This window comes from Kiritimatiellales bacterium, from assembly GCA_041656295.1.
Lineage (GTDB): Bacteria > Verrucomicrobiota > Kiritimatiellia > Kiritimatiellales > Tichowtungiaceae > Tichowtungia.
Window position 1 is genome coordinate 38,949 of sequence record JBBADV010000005.1, and the last position, 16,514, is coordinate 55,462.

11 protein-coding genes are annotated in these 16,514 nt (G+C 51.5%); all 11 read left to right on the forward strand.

The genetic code is table 11. From position 1 onward, the window contains the following. Positions 1-22: 22 nt before the first annotated feature. The 11 genes from WC959_04450 (at position 23) to WC959_04500 (ending at position 16,136) form a co-directional block, all read left to right on the forward strand. Entirely contained in the window at positions 23-1,189 is a 1,167-nt protein-coding gene (locus tag WC959_04450; protein ID MFA5688382.1) for a glycosyltransferase family 4 protein, read from the forward strand. Further along, a complete protein-coding gene (locus WC959_04455; protein ID MFA5688383.1) occupies positions 1,167-2,600 on the forward strand; it encodes a glycosyltransferase family 4 protein in 1,434 nt (477 codons plus the stop codon). Before WC959_04450 ends, WC959_04455 begins: the two co-directional genes overlap by 23 nt. A gap of 334 nt (positions 2,601-2,934) precedes the next feature. After that, the gene (locus WC959_04460; protein MFA5688384.1) at positions 2,935-5,586 is read left to right on the forward strand and encodes a WecB/TagA/CpsF family glycosyltransferase; all 2,652 of its coding nucleotides are present in this window, start codon (positions 2,935-2,937) and stop codon (positions 5,584-5,586) included. 10 nt (positions 5,587-5,596) lie between these two features. Further along, positions 5,597-6,556 carry a glycosyltransferase family 2 protein gene (locus tag WC959_04465; protein ID MFA5688385.1) on the forward strand — a complete coding sequence of 320 codons (960 nt, stop codon included), beginning with the start codon at positions 5,597-5,599 and terminating at the stop codon, positions 6,554-6,556. A gap of 54 nt (positions 6,557-6,610) precedes the next feature. After that, positions 6,611-7,735 (forward strand): glycosyltransferase family 4 protein, encoded by a 1,125-nt coding sequence (locus WC959_04470; GenBank protein ID MFA5688386.1) that lies wholly within the window; start codon positions 6,611-6,613, stop codon positions 7,733-7,735. 285 nt (positions 7,736-8,020) lie between these two features. Beyond that, the gene (locus WC959_04475; GenBank protein ID MFA5688387.1) at positions 8,021-9,004 is read left to right on the forward strand and encodes an NAD-dependent epimerase/dehydratase family protein; all 984 of its coding nucleotides are present in this window, start codon (positions 8,021-8,023) and stop codon (positions 9,002-9,004) included. Positions 9,005-9,037: 33 nt separating this feature from the next. Beyond that, on the forward strand, positions 9,038-10,468 hold the full coding sequence (locus WC959_04480; GenBank protein ID MFA5688388.1) for an exopolysaccharide biosynthesis polyprenyl glycosylphosphotransferase: 1,431 nt from the start codon (positions 9,038-9,040) through the stop codon (positions 10,466-10,468). 266 nt (positions 10,469-10,734) lie between these two features. Then, complete coding sequence (locus WC959_04485; protein MFA5688389.1) at positions 10,735-12,618, forward strand: O-antigen ligase family protein; 1,884 nt, start codon at positions 10,735-10,737, stop codon at positions 12,616-12,618. 6 nt (positions 12,619-12,624) lie between these two features. After that, entirely contained in the window at positions 12,625-14,370 is a 1,746-nt protein-coding gene (locus tag WC959_04490) for a hypothetical protein (protein ID MFA5688390.1), read from the forward strand. A gap of 54 nt (positions 14,371-14,424) precedes the next feature. Then, a complete protein-coding gene (locus WC959_04495; protein ID MFA5688391.1) occupies positions 14,425-15,399 on the forward strand; it encodes an exosortase/archaeosortase family protein in 975 nt (324 codons plus the stop codon). Next, positions 15,369-16,136, forward strand: a complete 768-nt coding sequence (locus WC959_04500) for an exosortase-associated EpsI family protein (protein MFA5688392.1) — start codon at positions 15,369-15,371, stop codon at positions 16,134-16,136. The genes WC959_04495 and WC959_04500 overlap by 31 nt, the downstream gene beginning before the upstream one ends. The last annotated feature ends 378 nt before the right edge of the window (positions 16,137-16,514 follow it).

The following is a 16,514-nucleotide window of genomic DNA, read 5'->3' on the forward strand; positions in this document are numbered from 1 at the left end:
CGGGTGGAACATGGCTACAGAGATGGCAAAGCATCATGATGTGTGGGTGCTGACGCGCACCAATAACCGCGAGGCGATCGGCGCGGAACTGGCAAAACACCCGGTGCCGGGGTTGCATTTTATCTATTATGACCTGCCGATATGGGCACGCTGGTGGAAAAAGGGCGGCCGGGGTGTGCAGCTTTATTATTACCTTTGGCAGCGGTTCAGCTGGCCGGTAATAAAGTCTGCTCATGCAATACAGCATTTTGATCTCACACACCATGTGACATTTGGTAAGTATTGGATTCCAAGCATGCTTCCCAAGCTGCCGGTTCCGTTTGTATGGGGCACAGTCGGGGGCGGAGAATCAATGCCTGGCGCTTTTTTCAAGAATCTTCGCTTCAAGGACGCACTGTCTGAATTGAGCCGCGTCATAGCCCGCTGGCTGGGCGAGCATCTCCCCGGCGTTCGTGCAACGGCACGCCGGAGTGCAATTGCCCTGGCATCCACTCAGGAAACGGCTGCCCGCTTGCAACAACTGGGATGCCGGCGGGTTAAAATTGTGCCTCAGTGTGCTCTGGCTGTTTCCAGGTGCAAGCACCTGCTCGCACTGCCCGATCCGCCCGCGGATCCCTTGCGATTTATAAGCATAGGCCGCCCGTTGCATTGGAAGGGGTTTCATCTGGGAATTAAAGCATTTGCTGCAGCCAGCCTGCCGGATGCCGAATATTGGATAATCGCCAATGGAACAAGACGGGAGCGTTTAGAAACTCTGGTACACAGCCTGAAAATAGGCGCACGTGTACGTTTCCTTGATAAACTTTCGAGCTTAGAGGACGTCTACGGCGTACTATCCCACTGTCATGTATTGGTTCACCCAGCGCTTCATGAGGCTTTCGGGAATGTTGTACTGGAAGCGATGGCGGCCGGTCGCCCCGCATTAACGTTGGATCTTGGCGGGCCGGCATTGCAGGTGAAGAAGGGAGGAGGAATCGCCGTTCCTGTTCACACGCCGGATTCCTCTGTGGCGGCACTGGCTGATGTGATGCGTGAGATAGCAGATAATCCTGCTGTACTTGCCCGCCTCTCAAAAGAAGCTCGGGAGCAGGTCCAGCGTAATATGACATGGGAAACCCGGATGGCCGATATTTCCAGTGCTTATGGTTATGCAATGCAGTGTAAAAATGAAGATTCTTCAAGTTCATAACTATTATCAGCAGGCGGGCGGCGAAGATGCGGTCGTGGCGGCAGAGCTTGCTCTGCTGCGCGAGCGTGGACATGAGGTGATAACTTATTATAAAAACAACAGCGGGATCGTCGATCGCTGTTCGTCTCCGGTTGACGGGGGAGAATCCGGAGGGCAGCAGTCAGGTCTCGCCATGCGTCATGCGCTTGGTCTTTTGAGCGTTGCGTTCAAGACGGTTTGGAATCGGAAGACATATCGGGAGTTCCGGAAGCTGCTGCACAAAGAGCAACCGGATGTTGTTCACTGCCACAATACTTTTCCGCTGGTTTCTCCCTCGATCTACTGGGCTTGCGCGCACGCAAAAGTGCCGGTGGTGCAAACGCTGCATAACTACCGGCTGCTTTGTCTGAATGCCTTTCTTTTTCGCACCACGAAAAGAAGGCATAAAACAGAGCGTACAGGAAGCATCAGCCTGATCCCCGGCAGCCACCAGCCATCACTGGACAGCTCAATCTGCGAGGCCTGCCTCACAAAGGCGTTTAAATGGCCGGGGGTGCGCTATTCATGTTATCGTGGGTCGAAAGCCGGCTCACTGGTGGTTGCGATGATGCTGTTCACTCATAAACTGCTGGGAACCTGGACGAAAAAAATAACGGCTTATATTGTACTAACGGAATTTCAAAAGCAAAAAATGATTGAAGGGGGTCTGCCGGCGGATAAGGTTTTAGTTAAACCTAATTTTATTCAGGTTCCAGGAACAGGGGAGCCGGCAAGAGCAGCGGTTAAAGCTGCGGCAGCAGATGAAGTGCCGGGAAGAGAACCGCAGTCCACAAGCCTGATTTTTAATGCCCTGGATCGATACGCTCTGTTTGTTGGACGGCTTAGCCGGGAAAAAGGAGTCCGGATTCTGGTGCGTGCATGGGAGATGTTTCAAAAAACTCATTGCAGCAGTACACACACCGGGGAAACCAGCCGCCATGTTCGACTCGTTATTGCCGGCGATGGTCCGGAACGTGATGTTCTTCAGGGATATATGAAAGAATACGGATTAGAGTCTTCAATTCTTTTTGCGGGTAAGTTGCCAAATCAAGAAGTTCAGCAGTTAATGAAACAGGCTGAGTTCCTTATCTTCTCTTCGGTGTGGCATGAAACGTTCGGTCTTACGTTAATTGAAGCCGGAATCAATGCTACACCGGCAATTGTCGCCGATCCCACAGTGACCTCATCGCTCGTACAAGACGGCAAAACAGGAGTATTCTTTTCTCTTGGAGATGAAAAAAATCTTGCTGATAAAATTGCGTGGGCATTCAACCATTCGGATGAGATGAAGAAGATGGGCGAACGTGCTAAAGAAGATTTTGAGCAGAAGTATTCAGCAGAAGTAAACTATCAGCAGTTAATTGAAATTTATAAGACAGTTGTGAAGTTGTAAAAGCGGATGTCCCGTTAAATAAAAAGATCGTTGAATTAATCAAGGAAATGCCGGGGATACAGCAAGGCCGGCGGATAGTAACAATCAGTGGGCAGAGATCGGTCAGAAAGATATTGGATTGATACCGTTAGCAACAAACAGTACTCCGCGCTCAGTAACGGAATCCCGAGGAGAAGAAAGAGAGTTCAACGAAAACGCAACGGCGTATGTCATGATGTCTGAAACTGACAACCAACAACCAACAACTGATAACTGACAACTGGCAACTGGCAACTGATCTGGTATACCAGATTAATGATTTCACAGTTTTAACAACTCAATGATGAAGAACAAGATGAGAAATAAGATAGTCGATGCGTTGCCGCTGCTGCTGTTTACACTGGTGCTGAGCGTGTTTTTTCTGGTCCGTACTCTGACGGGTGCGGTTCTCCCGTGGTGGGGCGCATGGGGGATCGGAATTTGCTGGGGCAGCGTAATTTTAAATTATCTGATCAAAGCGGAGCTGTTTAAACAGATCGGCGGGTTTGCCATCACATTGCTGGCGGTGATCATCCTGACCGGCGCCCTGATCCCGAAAGCGCAGGTAACGCAGTTCCCGCAAATGGCTTCCGGCTGGATGGTGCACACGCTGGAGGCGGGCTGGAATGCAGTGTATACGGGTGATGTTGTCAAACAATACAGTTTGAAACAGCAGTTGATGGATTACGGGGAGAGTCTGAGCCGGCTGGATCCGTTCAGACAGGGTAAGATGATTTTATTCGGGCTGCTGGGGTTTGCGATGGCGGTGGTTTATCTGTTTCCGCTAGAGCCGATAGGATTGTTCAAACGGGCGGAGTCCTCATTGAAACCGTTAAAGACGTTGAAGTCGAAAAAGAGAACCGTCTATCTCCGTCGGCTTCTGATGCTCTTCGCTGCAGGAGCGCTGTTTGCTTTTCAGGTTGAACTGCTGCAGGTGCTCTCCCCGACCCGTGAGGTCTCCCTATGGGGCATGATAGACGGCAGCCTCGGTCTGCTGGCCGGTCTGCTGCTTTTTGTGCCGGTGCAGTTTTTTTATACGGCTCTGGCGGAACACCGGCGGAAGGGTTCTGCGCGGTTTAACGTGCTGGGCGTCGGCGTAGATGCAGTGAACATGAGCGATTGCCTCCGGCGATTTCAGGAAATCATCGAAGGCAATGCGCCGGTTCAGAGTTCAGAGTTCAGAGTTCAGAGTCCAGCAGACAACTGTCAACCATCAACTCCAAACTGCAACTCTTCCGCGGAGAAGTTTGAGGTTGGAAGTTTGAAGTTTGGAGTTTCGGATGCGGAGAGGTTTGAGGTTGGAAGTTTGAAGAGTGAGGTTTCAGATGCTGTTTCAACTGCCAACTGCCAACTATCAACTCCAAACTGTCAACTATCAACTCCCAACTCCCAACCATCAACTCCAAACCGTCATTCCCCCGTAATGACATCCGCGCTTGGAGTCGCCGGAATTATTGAGGCGCGCCGCAGCCCGCGCATGCAGCGGATTCTGAACGAGTCGGTGCTGAACACCCCGGACGGTATGCCACTGGTCTGGCTTGGCAAGCTGTTCGGATACCGGAGTATCGAGCGGGTGTACGGTCCTGATTTACTGCGCGATGTCTGCGCGTACGGCGCAGATAAAGGCTGGCGGCACTTTTTCTACGGCGCGGCGCCCGGCGTGGTTGAAAAACTGAAAGCAGCGCTGGAGCATAAGCATCCGCAAATTCAGATTGCCGGAGTTTACTGTCCGCCCTTCCGGCCATTGACGCCGGAAGAGGAGGCCGGTCTGATTGCACAGGTCGCCGCCGCGAAGCCGGATGTTTTCTGGATCGGAATCAGCACGCCGAAGCAGCTCTATTTTATGGATCAGATGCGCGGGAAGCTGGATTGTAAAATCATCTGTCCGGTCGGCTACGCCTTTGATGTAAATGCCGGTGTGCAGATCGATGCCCCCGACTGGGTGAAATATGCGGGATTGCAGTGGCTGCACCGCGCCATCAAGGAGCCGAGGCTGTGGAAGCGGTATCTGCCGGATAATCCCCGCTTTATGTTTGAAGTGATGCTGCAGCTTCTGCGCTGTAAAAAATATCCGCTCTTCATTCATGAGCGCCCGCTCCATCCCTTTACAGATGCAGAAGGATATCCGCGGTTCCCGGCCGGAGTTGTTGCGCTGTCCGCGATGAGCCTTTCCGGTGCGCGGGACAGGATTCTGAACTGGATTGCAACCGGTCAAAAACACTATGTCAATGTTTGTACGGCGGATACAATGGTTAAATGTGCGGATCAGCCGCGGCTGGCAGGCATTGTCTCCAGCGCCGGGCTGGCTGCTACCGATGGAATGCCGCTGGTCTGGCTGGCGCATCGCTATGGATTCAAACACGCGACGAGAGTTTACGGACCGGATCTGATGCTGGCGCTGTGTGCAGCAACGGCGGAAGCAGTGGATGGATGTTCGTTGGCTATTGATGAGAAATGCCCGGGGGTCCAATGTCCCGACAGCTCAGCAGCCGGCAAGAGGCCTGTTTCACACTTCTTTTATGGCGCCACCGACAAAGTCCTTGCTCAGCTGAAAGCAAACCTGCTGGAAAAATTTCCCGGCCTGCAGATCGCCGGAATGTATTCGCCGCCTTTCCGCCCTCTGACCGCCGGCGAAAAAGCAGATGTTATTGAGCGCATTAATGCGTCCGGTGCAGATATTGTCTGGTGCGGGCTCGGTACGCCGAAACAGGATTACTGGGTGGCGGAATTCCAGCCGGAACTGAATGCGGCGGCGGTTATTGCAGTCGGTGCAGCATTTAATTTCCATGCCGGCGAAATCCCGCAGGCTCCGCGCTGGATGATGCGCAGCGGACTGGAGTGGCTGTTTCGTCTGGGTGCGGAACCGAAACGGCTCTGGCGGCGCTATCTGATCGGCAATCCCCGGTTTATCCTGCTGGTCGGGGGAAAGCTTTTGCGCGGGAATGCGCTGCACCGTTCAGACCATTGATGGCGGAGAGATGAAGTTTTCCATTATTACCCCTGCGTTGAATCAGCTGGCGTATCTCAAACGCTGTATCGCATCGATTGCCGATCAGGTGGCGGGAAGTGGTATAGTGGATGGTTGTGCGTTGCCGGTTGAGCAGGAGTTGCCGGCAGCTCAGCAGCCAGACAGCTTAACACCTGAACATGCGCTCCGTGTGCATCATCATATTCAGGACGGCTGTTCCACGGACGGTACCGTTGAGTATTTAAAAGAATACATTGCCCGGCAACAATCGACTGACACCTATCAGCTAACCTTTACCAGCGAAGCGGACGGCGGCATGTATGATGCACTCAATAAAGGGTTCAGCCGGGCGACCGGTGAGGTTTTCGCCTGGCTCAACTGCGATGAACAATATCTGCCGGGGACACTCGCAAAGGCGGCAGGTTTTTTTTTGAAATATCCGGAGGTGGATTTTATATATGGCAATGCATTGCTGCTGAATGAAAACGGCAGCCTGTTGACTTACCGGAAAAATCCGCCGCTGCGGAGATGGTATGTGCAGTCGGATCATCTTTATACACAAAGCTGTGCCATGTTTTTCCGGCAGCATGTTTTCCAGGAGACGGGCTGTTTTGATATACAGTGGAAAGCGGTAAGCGACTGCGACTTCATAACACGGCTGCTGAAGCATGGATTTAAAGCCGGTCGGATGAGTGAATATTTGTCGGTTTTTTTTGTGACGGGGCAGAATCTAAGCAACAGCCGGACAGGACAGGATGAGCTGATCCGGTGGCGGACAACCGCGCCGCCGCCCGTTCGTATGCTGCACTATCCACTGAGAGTGCTGCGCTATTTGGAAAAGTACTTTAGCGGCGGATATCGCGAAAGATTCCCGCTGGAATATGCTGTTTATCTGTCCGGTGACAGTGAGCATCGCAGCACCTTCAAGCCCGCCACCGGCTCAGCCCGTTTTATCGCATGGAGCCGATAAGATTTTAGTCGCTGCAGTCAAAGAAGTTTGAGACTCATTTTCTATGCTGAAGAAATGAACGGGAGATCGAAGATAAAACTTGTAATTGTGGGGCAGACACCGCCGCCGTATAATGGTCAGGCCAAGATGATCAAGGTGCTGGTGGATAATTTATCAAAAATTTACGATGTCCGGTTTGTGCGCATGAATTTCAGTGATTCGGTAAGCTCCGCCGGGAAGTTTTCCATTTCAAAAATATGGAGTTTATTTGCACTTATTGGCTATACGTGGAAGGCTTTGGGGACCCGGCGGGACCGGTATCTCTATTACCCCCCTGCGTCGCCCAATCTGGTTCCCGTGCTGCGCGATATATTTTTTCTTTTACTGACGCGACTGTTCTGTAAAGGGGTCATTCTTCATTTCCATGCCGGCGGCGTTTCCCGTTTTTCCGAAACGCACTTCTGGCTGCGGCCCTGGCTGCGGCTGGCGTACGGGAAGATGGCCCTTGGTATCGTGAACGGGGAGTCCTGTCCCGATGATCCTGGATATTTCAAGGCAAAGCATACGGTGGTGGTGCCGCATGGATTAGACATGGCATCGACTGTCCCCGAACCCAGACTCAGCTGTGATGGAGCATTCAATATCCTGTATGTCGGTATTCACACGGAGGATAAGGGATTGTTTACCCTGTTGGATACGGTCAGGATTCTTAAACAACGGGGAGTTGATTTTAAGGTGCGGACAGTAGGCAGCTGGTACACAGACGAAGAAGAAAAGCGGTTCTTCAGGCTGCGAAAGGACCATGGTGTCGAACAGGCGGTGGACTGTGTCGGGCGGAAAACAGGGGACGATCTGTTGCGCGAATATCAGCGGGCGGATGTATTGCTCTTCCCGACAAAATATCCGTGGGAAACAATGGGCATCGTGCAGCTGGAGGCAATGGCACATGGTCTGCCCGTTGTGGCTTCCGACTGGACAGGGCCGCGGGATGTGGTTGTAGATGGCATAACGGGATACCTTTGTCCGCATGACAGACCGGATGTCTTTGCTGACAGGCTTGAGCTGCTGTCGAAAGATGATGCATTACGGAGTCGCATGGGAATCGCGGGCCGGAAGCGGTACAACTCCATGTATACGCTTGAGTGCTACATGAAACGCCTGGAAAAAGCATTCCGCATATTAGAAAATTGCGATGGATAATCCGGTTTTAAACCTGTTGTTAAAACTTGGTGGCGGCATGCGGGAAAAGCGCATGGACCGGCTTCTGGAGCTTTTTGAGTTCAAGGATGTGGTATGCGGATTTTGAATGTCGGCGGCTCCGGGGATTGGAGCTGGAGCGGCATCAATCGGCTTCCCTGGTACCCCCTGTCTGCAAAAAACGTGTATTCGCCCGAATGACTATTGTATGATGAAAATTACAGTTGAAGAGGTTTTTACTGCGGTACAGAGAGTTTTACGGCGTTTAACAGATTAATCGAAAGGCTTATGATGAAAAAAACAGTGGTAACCGGTGGCTGCGGGTTTGTCGGGCGGCATTTGATTGCGCGTCTGCTGGAGTGCGGTCATGAGGTGCATTGTGTGGATCCGGTGGTTCCGTTGAGCGGAGGCATTCTTCCGGAACAGTGGCCAGTTTTTAATCCATGCGAATATAAAACATTCCATTTCTATCAACAGGACTGCCGGCAGTGGTTCCCCGAGCATCCGGAGAGTGATTTTGACTATGCGTTTCACCTTGCGGCCATGGTCGGCGGGCGGGAGATGATCGAAAATAATCCTTTGGCTGTTGCGGATGATCTCTCTATCGATGCACACTACTGGCAGTGGGCGGTGAAGACCCGCCCCGCGAAAAATGTGGTGTTCAGTTCCAGCGCCGCCTATCCCATCGAGCTTCAGCGTCCGGAACATTACCTGCTGCTGAAAGAAGAGATGATTACATTCACCGATCGTATTGGAATGCCGGATATGACCTACGGCTGGGCCAAGCTGACCAATGAATACCTCGCACAGCTGGCGTATGAAAAGCACGGGTTAAAGTCGGTCTGTTACCGGCCGTTTTCCGGCTATGGAGAAGATCAGGATGATTCTTACCCGTTCCCGGGAATTTGTAAGCGGATTTTAGCACATCGCGGCGAACCGGTGATCACGGTATGGGGCAGCGGCCGGCAAATGCGGGACTTTATTCACATCGAGGATTGCATTACCGGTATTTTGAAGACCATGGATCAGATCGACGATGCTTCCGCGCTTAACCTGTCAACCGGCATTTATACGTCGTTCATTGAATTTGCACAGAGTGCGGCTGAACTGTGCGGGTTCCGTCCGGAGATCAAAGGGACTTCGACAAAGCCGGAAGGTGTGTTCGCCCGGGGAGGCGATACTGAAAAACAGAAAAAACAGGGATTTGTTCCTCAGATGGATTTTCAGGAAGGTATCCGGCGCGCACTTGAATATTACGACCGGCGGATGTAATATCGGATCGGTTGAAAGCATATTGAGGCAACAATGACACGGATCGAAAATATCACGATCGACAGCGGTCCGGCACACCGGCAGGCGGGTGTCCGCCGGCGGTTCATCAGTGTGTTATGCCTGCATTTAACTGACGGAGCTGTTCTCTCTTTAGCGGCGCTCATCGGGGGGTTCGTACTGCTTTGGTTGCGCGGTGTTCCGCTGAGCATGGAGAAAGCAGTGTTTTTCCTGCCGGTGTGGTGGGTCGGGTCGTGGATGATGCGCCTTACGCCGGGATGGGGGTTGAGCGCGCCTGAAAGCCTGCGGCGGATAGAAATTCTGCTGCTCATCCTGTTCGGCATTGAAATAACGGTGGCTTTTTTACAGAAAGACATCGCGAACAGCCGGATTTTTTTTCTTACCGCCTATCTGATCGCCGCGGTGTTCATTCCGCTGGCACGGGTTCTGGCCAAAAAAATATTGATAGAACTGAACTTATGGGGCGCTCCATCCGTTATTTACGGAACACGGGCATCCATTCCGCTGATTACCGGGGCATTGAAGAAAGACAGATCTCTCGGATTTATTCCGGTCATGGTGTTCAGCGATGAGTACCGGCAGGGAACGATTGTAAACGGGCTGCCGGTGCTCGGCGGGCTGCAGAATATGACCTGTAATGCCTCTGTTGCTATTGTGGCGCTGCCGGATATATCGTCAGGCGGTTTGCTGGCACTGCTGGACGGGCCGCTGCAGGACTATCGAACCATTCTGCTGGTCCCGGATATGCAGGATACGCCGTCGTTATGGATTAAGCCCTGCGATTTGCAGGGGCTGCTCGGCCTGGAGATACAGCAGAATCTGCTTGCTCCTCTGTCCAGATTTGTGAAACGGAGTTTAGAGTTTCTCATCACTCTGCTGTTTTTACCGGTTTGGGGGGCGCTGTGTTTGATCATGATGCTGCTGGTTTGGGTACAGGATTTTCATGCGCCGATTTATGCACAGGAGCGGATCGGAATGAAATATCGACCGTTTAAAGCATACAAACTGCGGACCATGGTTCCCGATGCAGAAAAAGTGCTGCAGAGAAAACTGGCCGCAAGTCCGGCATTGCGCGCAGAATGGGAACAATCGTATAAACTGAAAAAAGATCCGCGAATTACATGGATGGGTAAATTTCTTAGAAAAACATCACTGGACGAGCTTCCGCAGCTGTGGTGTGTGCTGACCGGAAAAATGGCGCTGGTTGGTCCGCGTCCGCTGCCAAAATACCATCACGATCAATTAACTCCGCGTACCCGCCGGTTACGTGTAAAGGTTCGCCCCGGCATCACGGGGTTGTGGCAGGTTTCCGGGCGGAGCGATTCCGGGATTGAAGGAATGGATAAATGGGACTGCTATTACGTCACCAACTGGTCAATATGGCTGGATATCGTTATTCTGACCCGCACAGTCCGTGTAGTGCTTTTTGGTATCGGAGCGTATTAAATCCGGTTCAGATTGAAGGTGACGGTTTTGGAGTTTGAAGTTTGCGGTTTGGAGTTTGGGGTTTGAAGTTTGGAGGGTCGCAGAAGTCCGCCTTCGCTAAAGCTATGGCGGACAGGTAGCGGAGGCGGAAAGCTATGGTGGATAAACCTGTGACCTCCAAAAATATGAATAATTCAACCCTTGGAGGGACGGCGGCTCGCCGTCCGCGGTCGCAGAGCCTGCGACCTCCAAACCGTGAACAGAATAAAAAATTGAAGTAACTAAAAATGAAAAGAGATCAAATATTTTCGTTTATTTTTTTGTTATTATTAATTCCGGTGTTTTTTATTTACGGAATCTGGGAAGACAAAATGCTTTGGCAGGCTCCGGCGGTGGCGGGCATCTATATCGCGACGATCCTCTTTTTTATTCTCAGAATAAAAACCGGCGGATGGTCCGGATTCAGCACACCTCCCGCCGGAATATTTCTATTGCTGTTTGCCGGATATGCTCTTTATCTGATTCCCGGATCCGCGCTTCCGTATGAGGCCAAAGTCAGTGTAGCCGGACTCGGAGGCATCTTTTGTGTCTATTATCTGTTTTCAAATACGCTTGCGCAGAGTTCAACCCGTAAATGGATCTGGATGACGCTGTTGTCCGTATTAATCATCATCGCATTATACAGTTTAATCCAGCACAGGCTTGCGCCGGAACTCCTTTTTGGCATTGAACGGTATTCATCGTATTGGACCGGCGGACGGCTGGGCGGAACGTACCAATGTCCGAATCATATTGCGCATCTGTTCCAGCTGTGGCTGCCGTTCTGTTTTGTGTTTCTTTTTATGCCGCAGCTTGGATGGTTTTGGCGGATTTGCTGCGGATATGCCATTCCTCTGTTTTCAATTCTGATTTATCAGACGCAATCCCGCGCCGGAATTCTGGGCGCAATCGCCGGGCTGGCGGTAACGGTATTATTGCTTGTTTTGCGCCGCAGCTGGAAATGGTTCTGCCTCGCGCTGCTTATTGTTCCTTTCATGGGATCACTGGCGGTCGCCGGACTCTGGATGAAGTCGGATATGTTTCAACGCCGCATGACGCCGGTTGTAAAATTTATTGATCATGTGGTCAGCGGCGCAGTTGTCGAAAAAGAATTCCATGATTTCCGGCCGCAAACCTGGCTGGATACAATGGATATGATCAAAGATAATTCATTGGCCTGCGGCGTTGGTCCCGGCGGCTACGGCACCGTATTTGAAAATTACCGCAAACGGTTTACCGCGGCACGGATTGTAACCGTGCATGCCCATAATGAATATCTTGAACTCGCGGCGGAGTATGGACTGATTGGCGCCGGGCTGGCGCTGGCGGCGGTCATTGCCGGTTGTGTGCGTTTTCTGCGTTTATCACAGAGATCTTTGAGCTCCGGCGATGCACTGCCCGCCATGGCATTACTGGGCGCTCTGGCAGGAACTGCAGTTCATGGGTTGTTTGATTTTGAACTGCGGATTTTCCCGAATGCTGTCATGCTGGCGATACTGTCCGGCAGCGCGGCGGCACCATTGTGCCGGACCGAACATGTGCGCTTTCCAAAATGGAACCGCTGTTTCGCCGGGATATTGTTTATACTGATCGCTATCGGCGGAGTTGGGGCGGCGCAGGTCATGGGTTCCGCCGGGATGCGCGCACTGGGCGACCGCGCGCTTGCGCAAGGCGATCACGCAGCCGCTGAACAACGGTATAAAATCAGTATAAAAATTGATTCTGAAAACTGGATGGCTCACTCCGGTCTTGGACAGATTTACTACCACCGCCGGTATTATGAAATTGATCCCGGGCAAAAACAAAAATGGCTGGCGCAGGAACGGATTGAATTTAAAAAAGCGTATGCAAAAAATCCGTTTGATAAAATTGTGCTTTACGGACTGGGTATGGCAGAAATTGCCGCCGGAAATAGCGCTGAAGGTTTGAACTGTTTGCGCCGGGTTGCAGAATATAAGCGGTTTAACGATTACTACTGGCGGAAGCTCGGAATCGAATTGCGCAAGGCCGGGCTTTTTGAAGAATCACTCCGGGCATTTGAGCGGGCGGATCGCCTGAAGCGCTCTAATCCCGTGGTTCAGAAAAATATGGAATGGCTGCGCGCAAAAATGAGTGAAACTGACAGAAAATAGATCAGCATGAAATTTTTTTCACACCGGTGGAGGTTCCTGCTGCTTATTTGCGCGGCCGGCTTCTCTTTATGGTGCACGAATGACCTGATCCGGGAAAATGATCCGGCGGCGGTGCTGGCCGGATCGCTGGATATTGTTACGGGTAAAGTGCAAAGCTGGCAGAATTATTATCAGTACGATAAATATTATCTCTCCTACTGGTTCGGTGCCGGAATTGTACAGCTGCATCGGCATTGTCTGCCTGGGATTCCGTTTCTCACTGTGGCAAATATGACTGCCGGAATTTTATTCTGGCTGGCTGTTTCCGGTTTTGTACTTTCATTCCGGAAAAAATTTCCGGCGGTTGTTTTGCTGCTGTTTTTAACATCACCGGCAATTCTATTAAACACGCTTTACTTTAATAATCACCTGCTGTCATCGGCATTTCTGCTGGCCGGTGCGGCGTTTTTTTTAAGCGGATCCCGCCGCCGGCAGCGGCTCTCCTGGATTCTTTGTTTTATTGCCGTTGGAATTCGCGCGGATGCACTGCTTCTTCTGCCGCTCCTCGCCTGGTTGAAAATCCCGGTGAAAAAAGCGGCAGATGTATTTTCAGCGTTGAAGTCGCCGCGCCGGAATTTCAAGGAGCTGCTCTGTGTTGTTCCATCCGCCGGGCTGGTTTTTTCCGGCGCTGCAGCAGTCATTCTTGGTCAGTTTCTTTGTGACACACCCGACCGGTTCATCGATTTGTTTTTTAACTGGAAGGTTGTCGCCGGCTTTTCTCTTTTTGGGTTCGGGGCAGCCGGGCTTTTATATCTGTTGTGTCTACTGTCGTTCCTGTCTGAATTCCGGCGGACAGCATCTCCCTGCGGTAGGGTCTGGATTGCTGCCGGGTTTTTGAGCGTTCTGCTCCCGGTTTGTTTTTTTCTGCCGCAGCTCCATTCACCGCGATATTTCTGGCGCGGTTGCGAGGTGCTGCTTCTCCTGGCCGCGGCGCGTCCGCTGCCGGAGTTTTTACACCGCCGGTGGGTGAAAAGCAGCCTTATCGGGGCGGCGGTTCTGCCGCTTGCTATCGGGGTACAGGTCTTGCCGGGGACAATTCCGGTGCCGGCGGTTTCAAAAACTGAGCTTTTCCCGTCTGCCGACGGTGCGTGCCCCATGGGCGGATATGTTCCATTCATGCTCCGGTTGCGGAATGCGGCAGAACATCCGGTGGATCATCATCAGTTGATCTGGAAAACATTGCACGATGCGGAGCTTCAATTTTTGGAGGACGGGAAGCTGCCGGTTCTGTGGACGCCGATGTTCAGTTATTTTATGCTGGAAGCGGCGTTGCGCGGCGGGCAGGCAGAGCAAATATTTCCGGAACAATGGCCGGCAGAAAAGCTGGTTTATACCGACAGCCGCAGTTTTATGCGCAAGCCGTTTTCGTCCAGTTCTGCAGAGATGATTTTTTCCCGCCCGGCACAGTTTATTTCGCCTGAAATCCAGGGAGTCGGCATTCTGGCGATAGGTTCCGGCGACCATACCTGGGGGGAACAAACCCGGTTTCTAAATGATTTTTTTAACGGTGCAGAATACCGGCTGCCGGAGGTGCCTTCCCCTCAATTCCGCGGCAGACAACGGGTGTGGTTTTCAAATAAATCATTTCCCGACGCGCAGTCATCTTCTGCCGGATCCCTGTTCTTTAGCACGGATGAGGTTCCTTTCGCTGAAAACCTGCAGTATGCAGAGGCGGTGTTTCCCGACTGGTTATCACCGGAAACCTTTCGATAAAAATTGAGTCGCGCCGGATCGTTTGATAGCGTTGCGGCTGCAATAAGGAAAATTATGCAAAATCAGTCATCCATAAAAATCTGGAGCGAGCGCTGGCGGCTGGGTGCATTAACGCGGCCGGAGATGGTTCAGATCGGGCTGGTTTCAGTCATTATCGGTCTGTTGTTTATGATGTTCCACATGCTGGGGAACACCGTTTCCAACGTAGACAGCCGTTCGGCATTTGTGTGGATGGTTGCCCGCTGGAACGACGCCATTTCGTTCGGGGCGGACTATTCGCACGGAAAATTTATTCCGCTCGTCAGCCTGTGGGTGATCTGGCACAAGCGGAAAGAGATTTTTTCTGTGAAGACCCGCATTGACTGGCGCGGGCTGGGCATCATTGTTGCCGCTCTCGCAGTTCACTGGCTCGGTGCAAAAATGCAGCAGACGCGTATTTCCCTGATGAGCCTGATTTTTTTGATCTGGGGCATTCCTTTTTATCTTTTTGGCTGGGAAATGGCCAAAAAATTAATCTTCCCCTGTTCTTATCTGATTTTCTGCATACCGCTCAATTTCCTGGACGTGATCGCATTCCCGCTGCGCATGCTGTCAACCGGTATGGCAACCGGAATTTTACACGGGGTCGGTATTGAAGCCGTGCAGAACGGAACGGCCATTATGATTCCGTCGATGCCGGCCGGCATGGATGTTGCCGACCCGTGCAGCGGGCTGCGCTCTTTGCTGGCAATGACTGCCTTGACTGCGGTGTATGCCTATTTTACTCAAAAAACATTGATCAAAAAATGGATTCTTTTTATCGCGTCAATTCCGCTGGCAGTGATCGGGAATATTGCCCGCATTGTGACGATTGCGGTTGTCGCCGAGGCGATGGGGGGTCAGTTGGCGCTTGGGCTGTATCACGACTATTCAAGCTACATTCTTTTTACGGCATCGATCAGTGTGATGGTGCTGCTCGGCAATCTGTTGAACATGAATTTTAAGGAGCTGTTTTACAAATGGAAAAACGCGCTTACACCCCATACCTGATTTTAATCGGACTGTTTGCCATTGCCGCACTGGCGCTGGCGTTCACGGTGGATGTTTCATTGGATGATCAGCCGGGTATTCGTATGGAACTTCCGGTTTCACTCGCAGGCGGCTGGACCGGCGATGAATTGCGTTATTCTCATAATCCTGACCATCCGAAACAATACCTCCTCAGCCAGCTCGAACTGCCGGACACCGATCCGGAAACCGGCGAAAAACTTTATACAATGAGTTTGGCAGAATACGACGCACTGCCGCACGACACTCAGTTTGTAAAATCAATTTACACCAACGAAATATCCGACCAGGTTTTTGTCTCCATCGTCCTTTCCGGCAGTGAGCGTAATAGTATTCACCGTCCGCAGCGCTGTCTGCCGGGACAGGGGAACACCATCACGGCAACAAAATATATAAAAGTTCCGTTGGAAGGGCGCAAACCGCTGGATGTCTGTGTCCTTGAGATTCAGCGCCGCTATTCGGACAAAGAGGGCAATCCGCAAACGTATTACGGATATTACGCCTACTGGTTTATCGGACAGGGTCGTGAAACCGCCAGCCACTATGAACGGATGTTCTGGCTTGCCTGGGATCGCGTTGTCCGCAGTGTCGCCCACAAATGGGCCTATGTTGCCGTTTCGGGCGACCGGAAAGCTGCCGGGGAGACGTACCAGACAGAGATTACCGAATTTGTGCAGAAAATTTATCCGCAACTCCTGCTGGATGAAAATGAGGGTTGACAACCTCATACGACCGGCGTAGGTTCGCCGCCGAAATGAAATTTTTATTTAACAGCCTTGAACTTCTACTTGCGCGGGAAACACCTGCGGAAGTTTTTTGTCTGTTAAAATGAAAAAGTAACCAGCGATTTTCAGCAAGAACCTCTCCGCAAGCCGGAGAGGTTTTTTTGTTGGAAATTTTTATATGGAGAAAAAGGGATTTACACAGAGAAAAGCAAAAATGCCGAAATTGATAGATTAATAAACGATGAAGAGTCTTTGTTTCCTTTGTCATCTCTATGTAAAAGATAAAAATTGGATAAGACAGAAAGAAAATATTTTACACAGAGGAAAGCAAGAAAACAGAGATGGATAGTTTGACGAGGCATAAAAATTCTT

What these genes read in the sequence shown, in the direction of transcription:
- WC959_04450 (MFA5688382.1), top strand. Translation starts at nt 23, where the DNA reads ATGGCAAAGCATCATGATGTGTGGGTGCTGACGCGCACCAATAACCGC.
- WC959_04455 (MFA5688383.1), top strand. Translation starts at nt 1,167, where the DNA reads ATGAAGATTCTTCAAGTTCATAACTATTATCAGCAGGCGGGCGGCGAA.
- WC959_04460 (MFA5688384.1), top strand. Translation starts at nt 2,935, where the DNA reads ATGAGAAATAAGATAGTCGATGCGTTGCCGCTGCTGCTGTTTACACTG.
- WC959_04465 (MFA5688385.1), top strand. Translation starts at nt 5,597, where the DNA reads ATGAAGTTTTCCATTATTACCCCTGCGTTGAATCAGCTGGCGTATCTC.
- WC959_04470 (MFA5688386.1), top strand. Translation starts at nt 6,611, where the DNA reads ATGAACGGGAGATCGAAGATAAAACTTGTAATTGTGGGGCAGACACCG.
- WC959_04475 (MFA5688387.1), top strand. Translation starts at nt 8,021, where the DNA reads ATGATGAAAAAAACAGTGGTAACCGGTGGCTGCGGGTTTGTCGGGCGG.
- WC959_04480 (MFA5688388.1), top strand. Translation starts at nt 9,038, where the DNA reads ATGACACGGATCGAAAATATCACGATCGACAGCGGTCCGGCACACCGG.
- WC959_04485 (MFA5688389.1), top strand. Translation starts at nt 10,735, where the DNA reads ATGAAAAGAGATCAAATATTTTCGTTTATTTTTTTGTTATTATTAATT.
- WC959_04490 (MFA5688390.1), top strand. Translation starts at nt 12,625, where the DNA reads ATGAAATTTTTTTCACACCGGTGGAGGTTCCTGCTGCTTATTTGCGCG.
- WC959_04495 (MFA5688391.1), top strand. Translation starts at nt 14,425, where the DNA reads ATGCAAAATCAGTCATCCATAAAAATCTGGAGCGAGCGCTGGCGGCTG.
- WC959_04500 (MFA5688392.1), top strand. Translation starts at nt 15,369, where the DNA reads ATGGAAAAACGCGCTTACACCCCATACCTGATTTTAATCGGACTGTTT.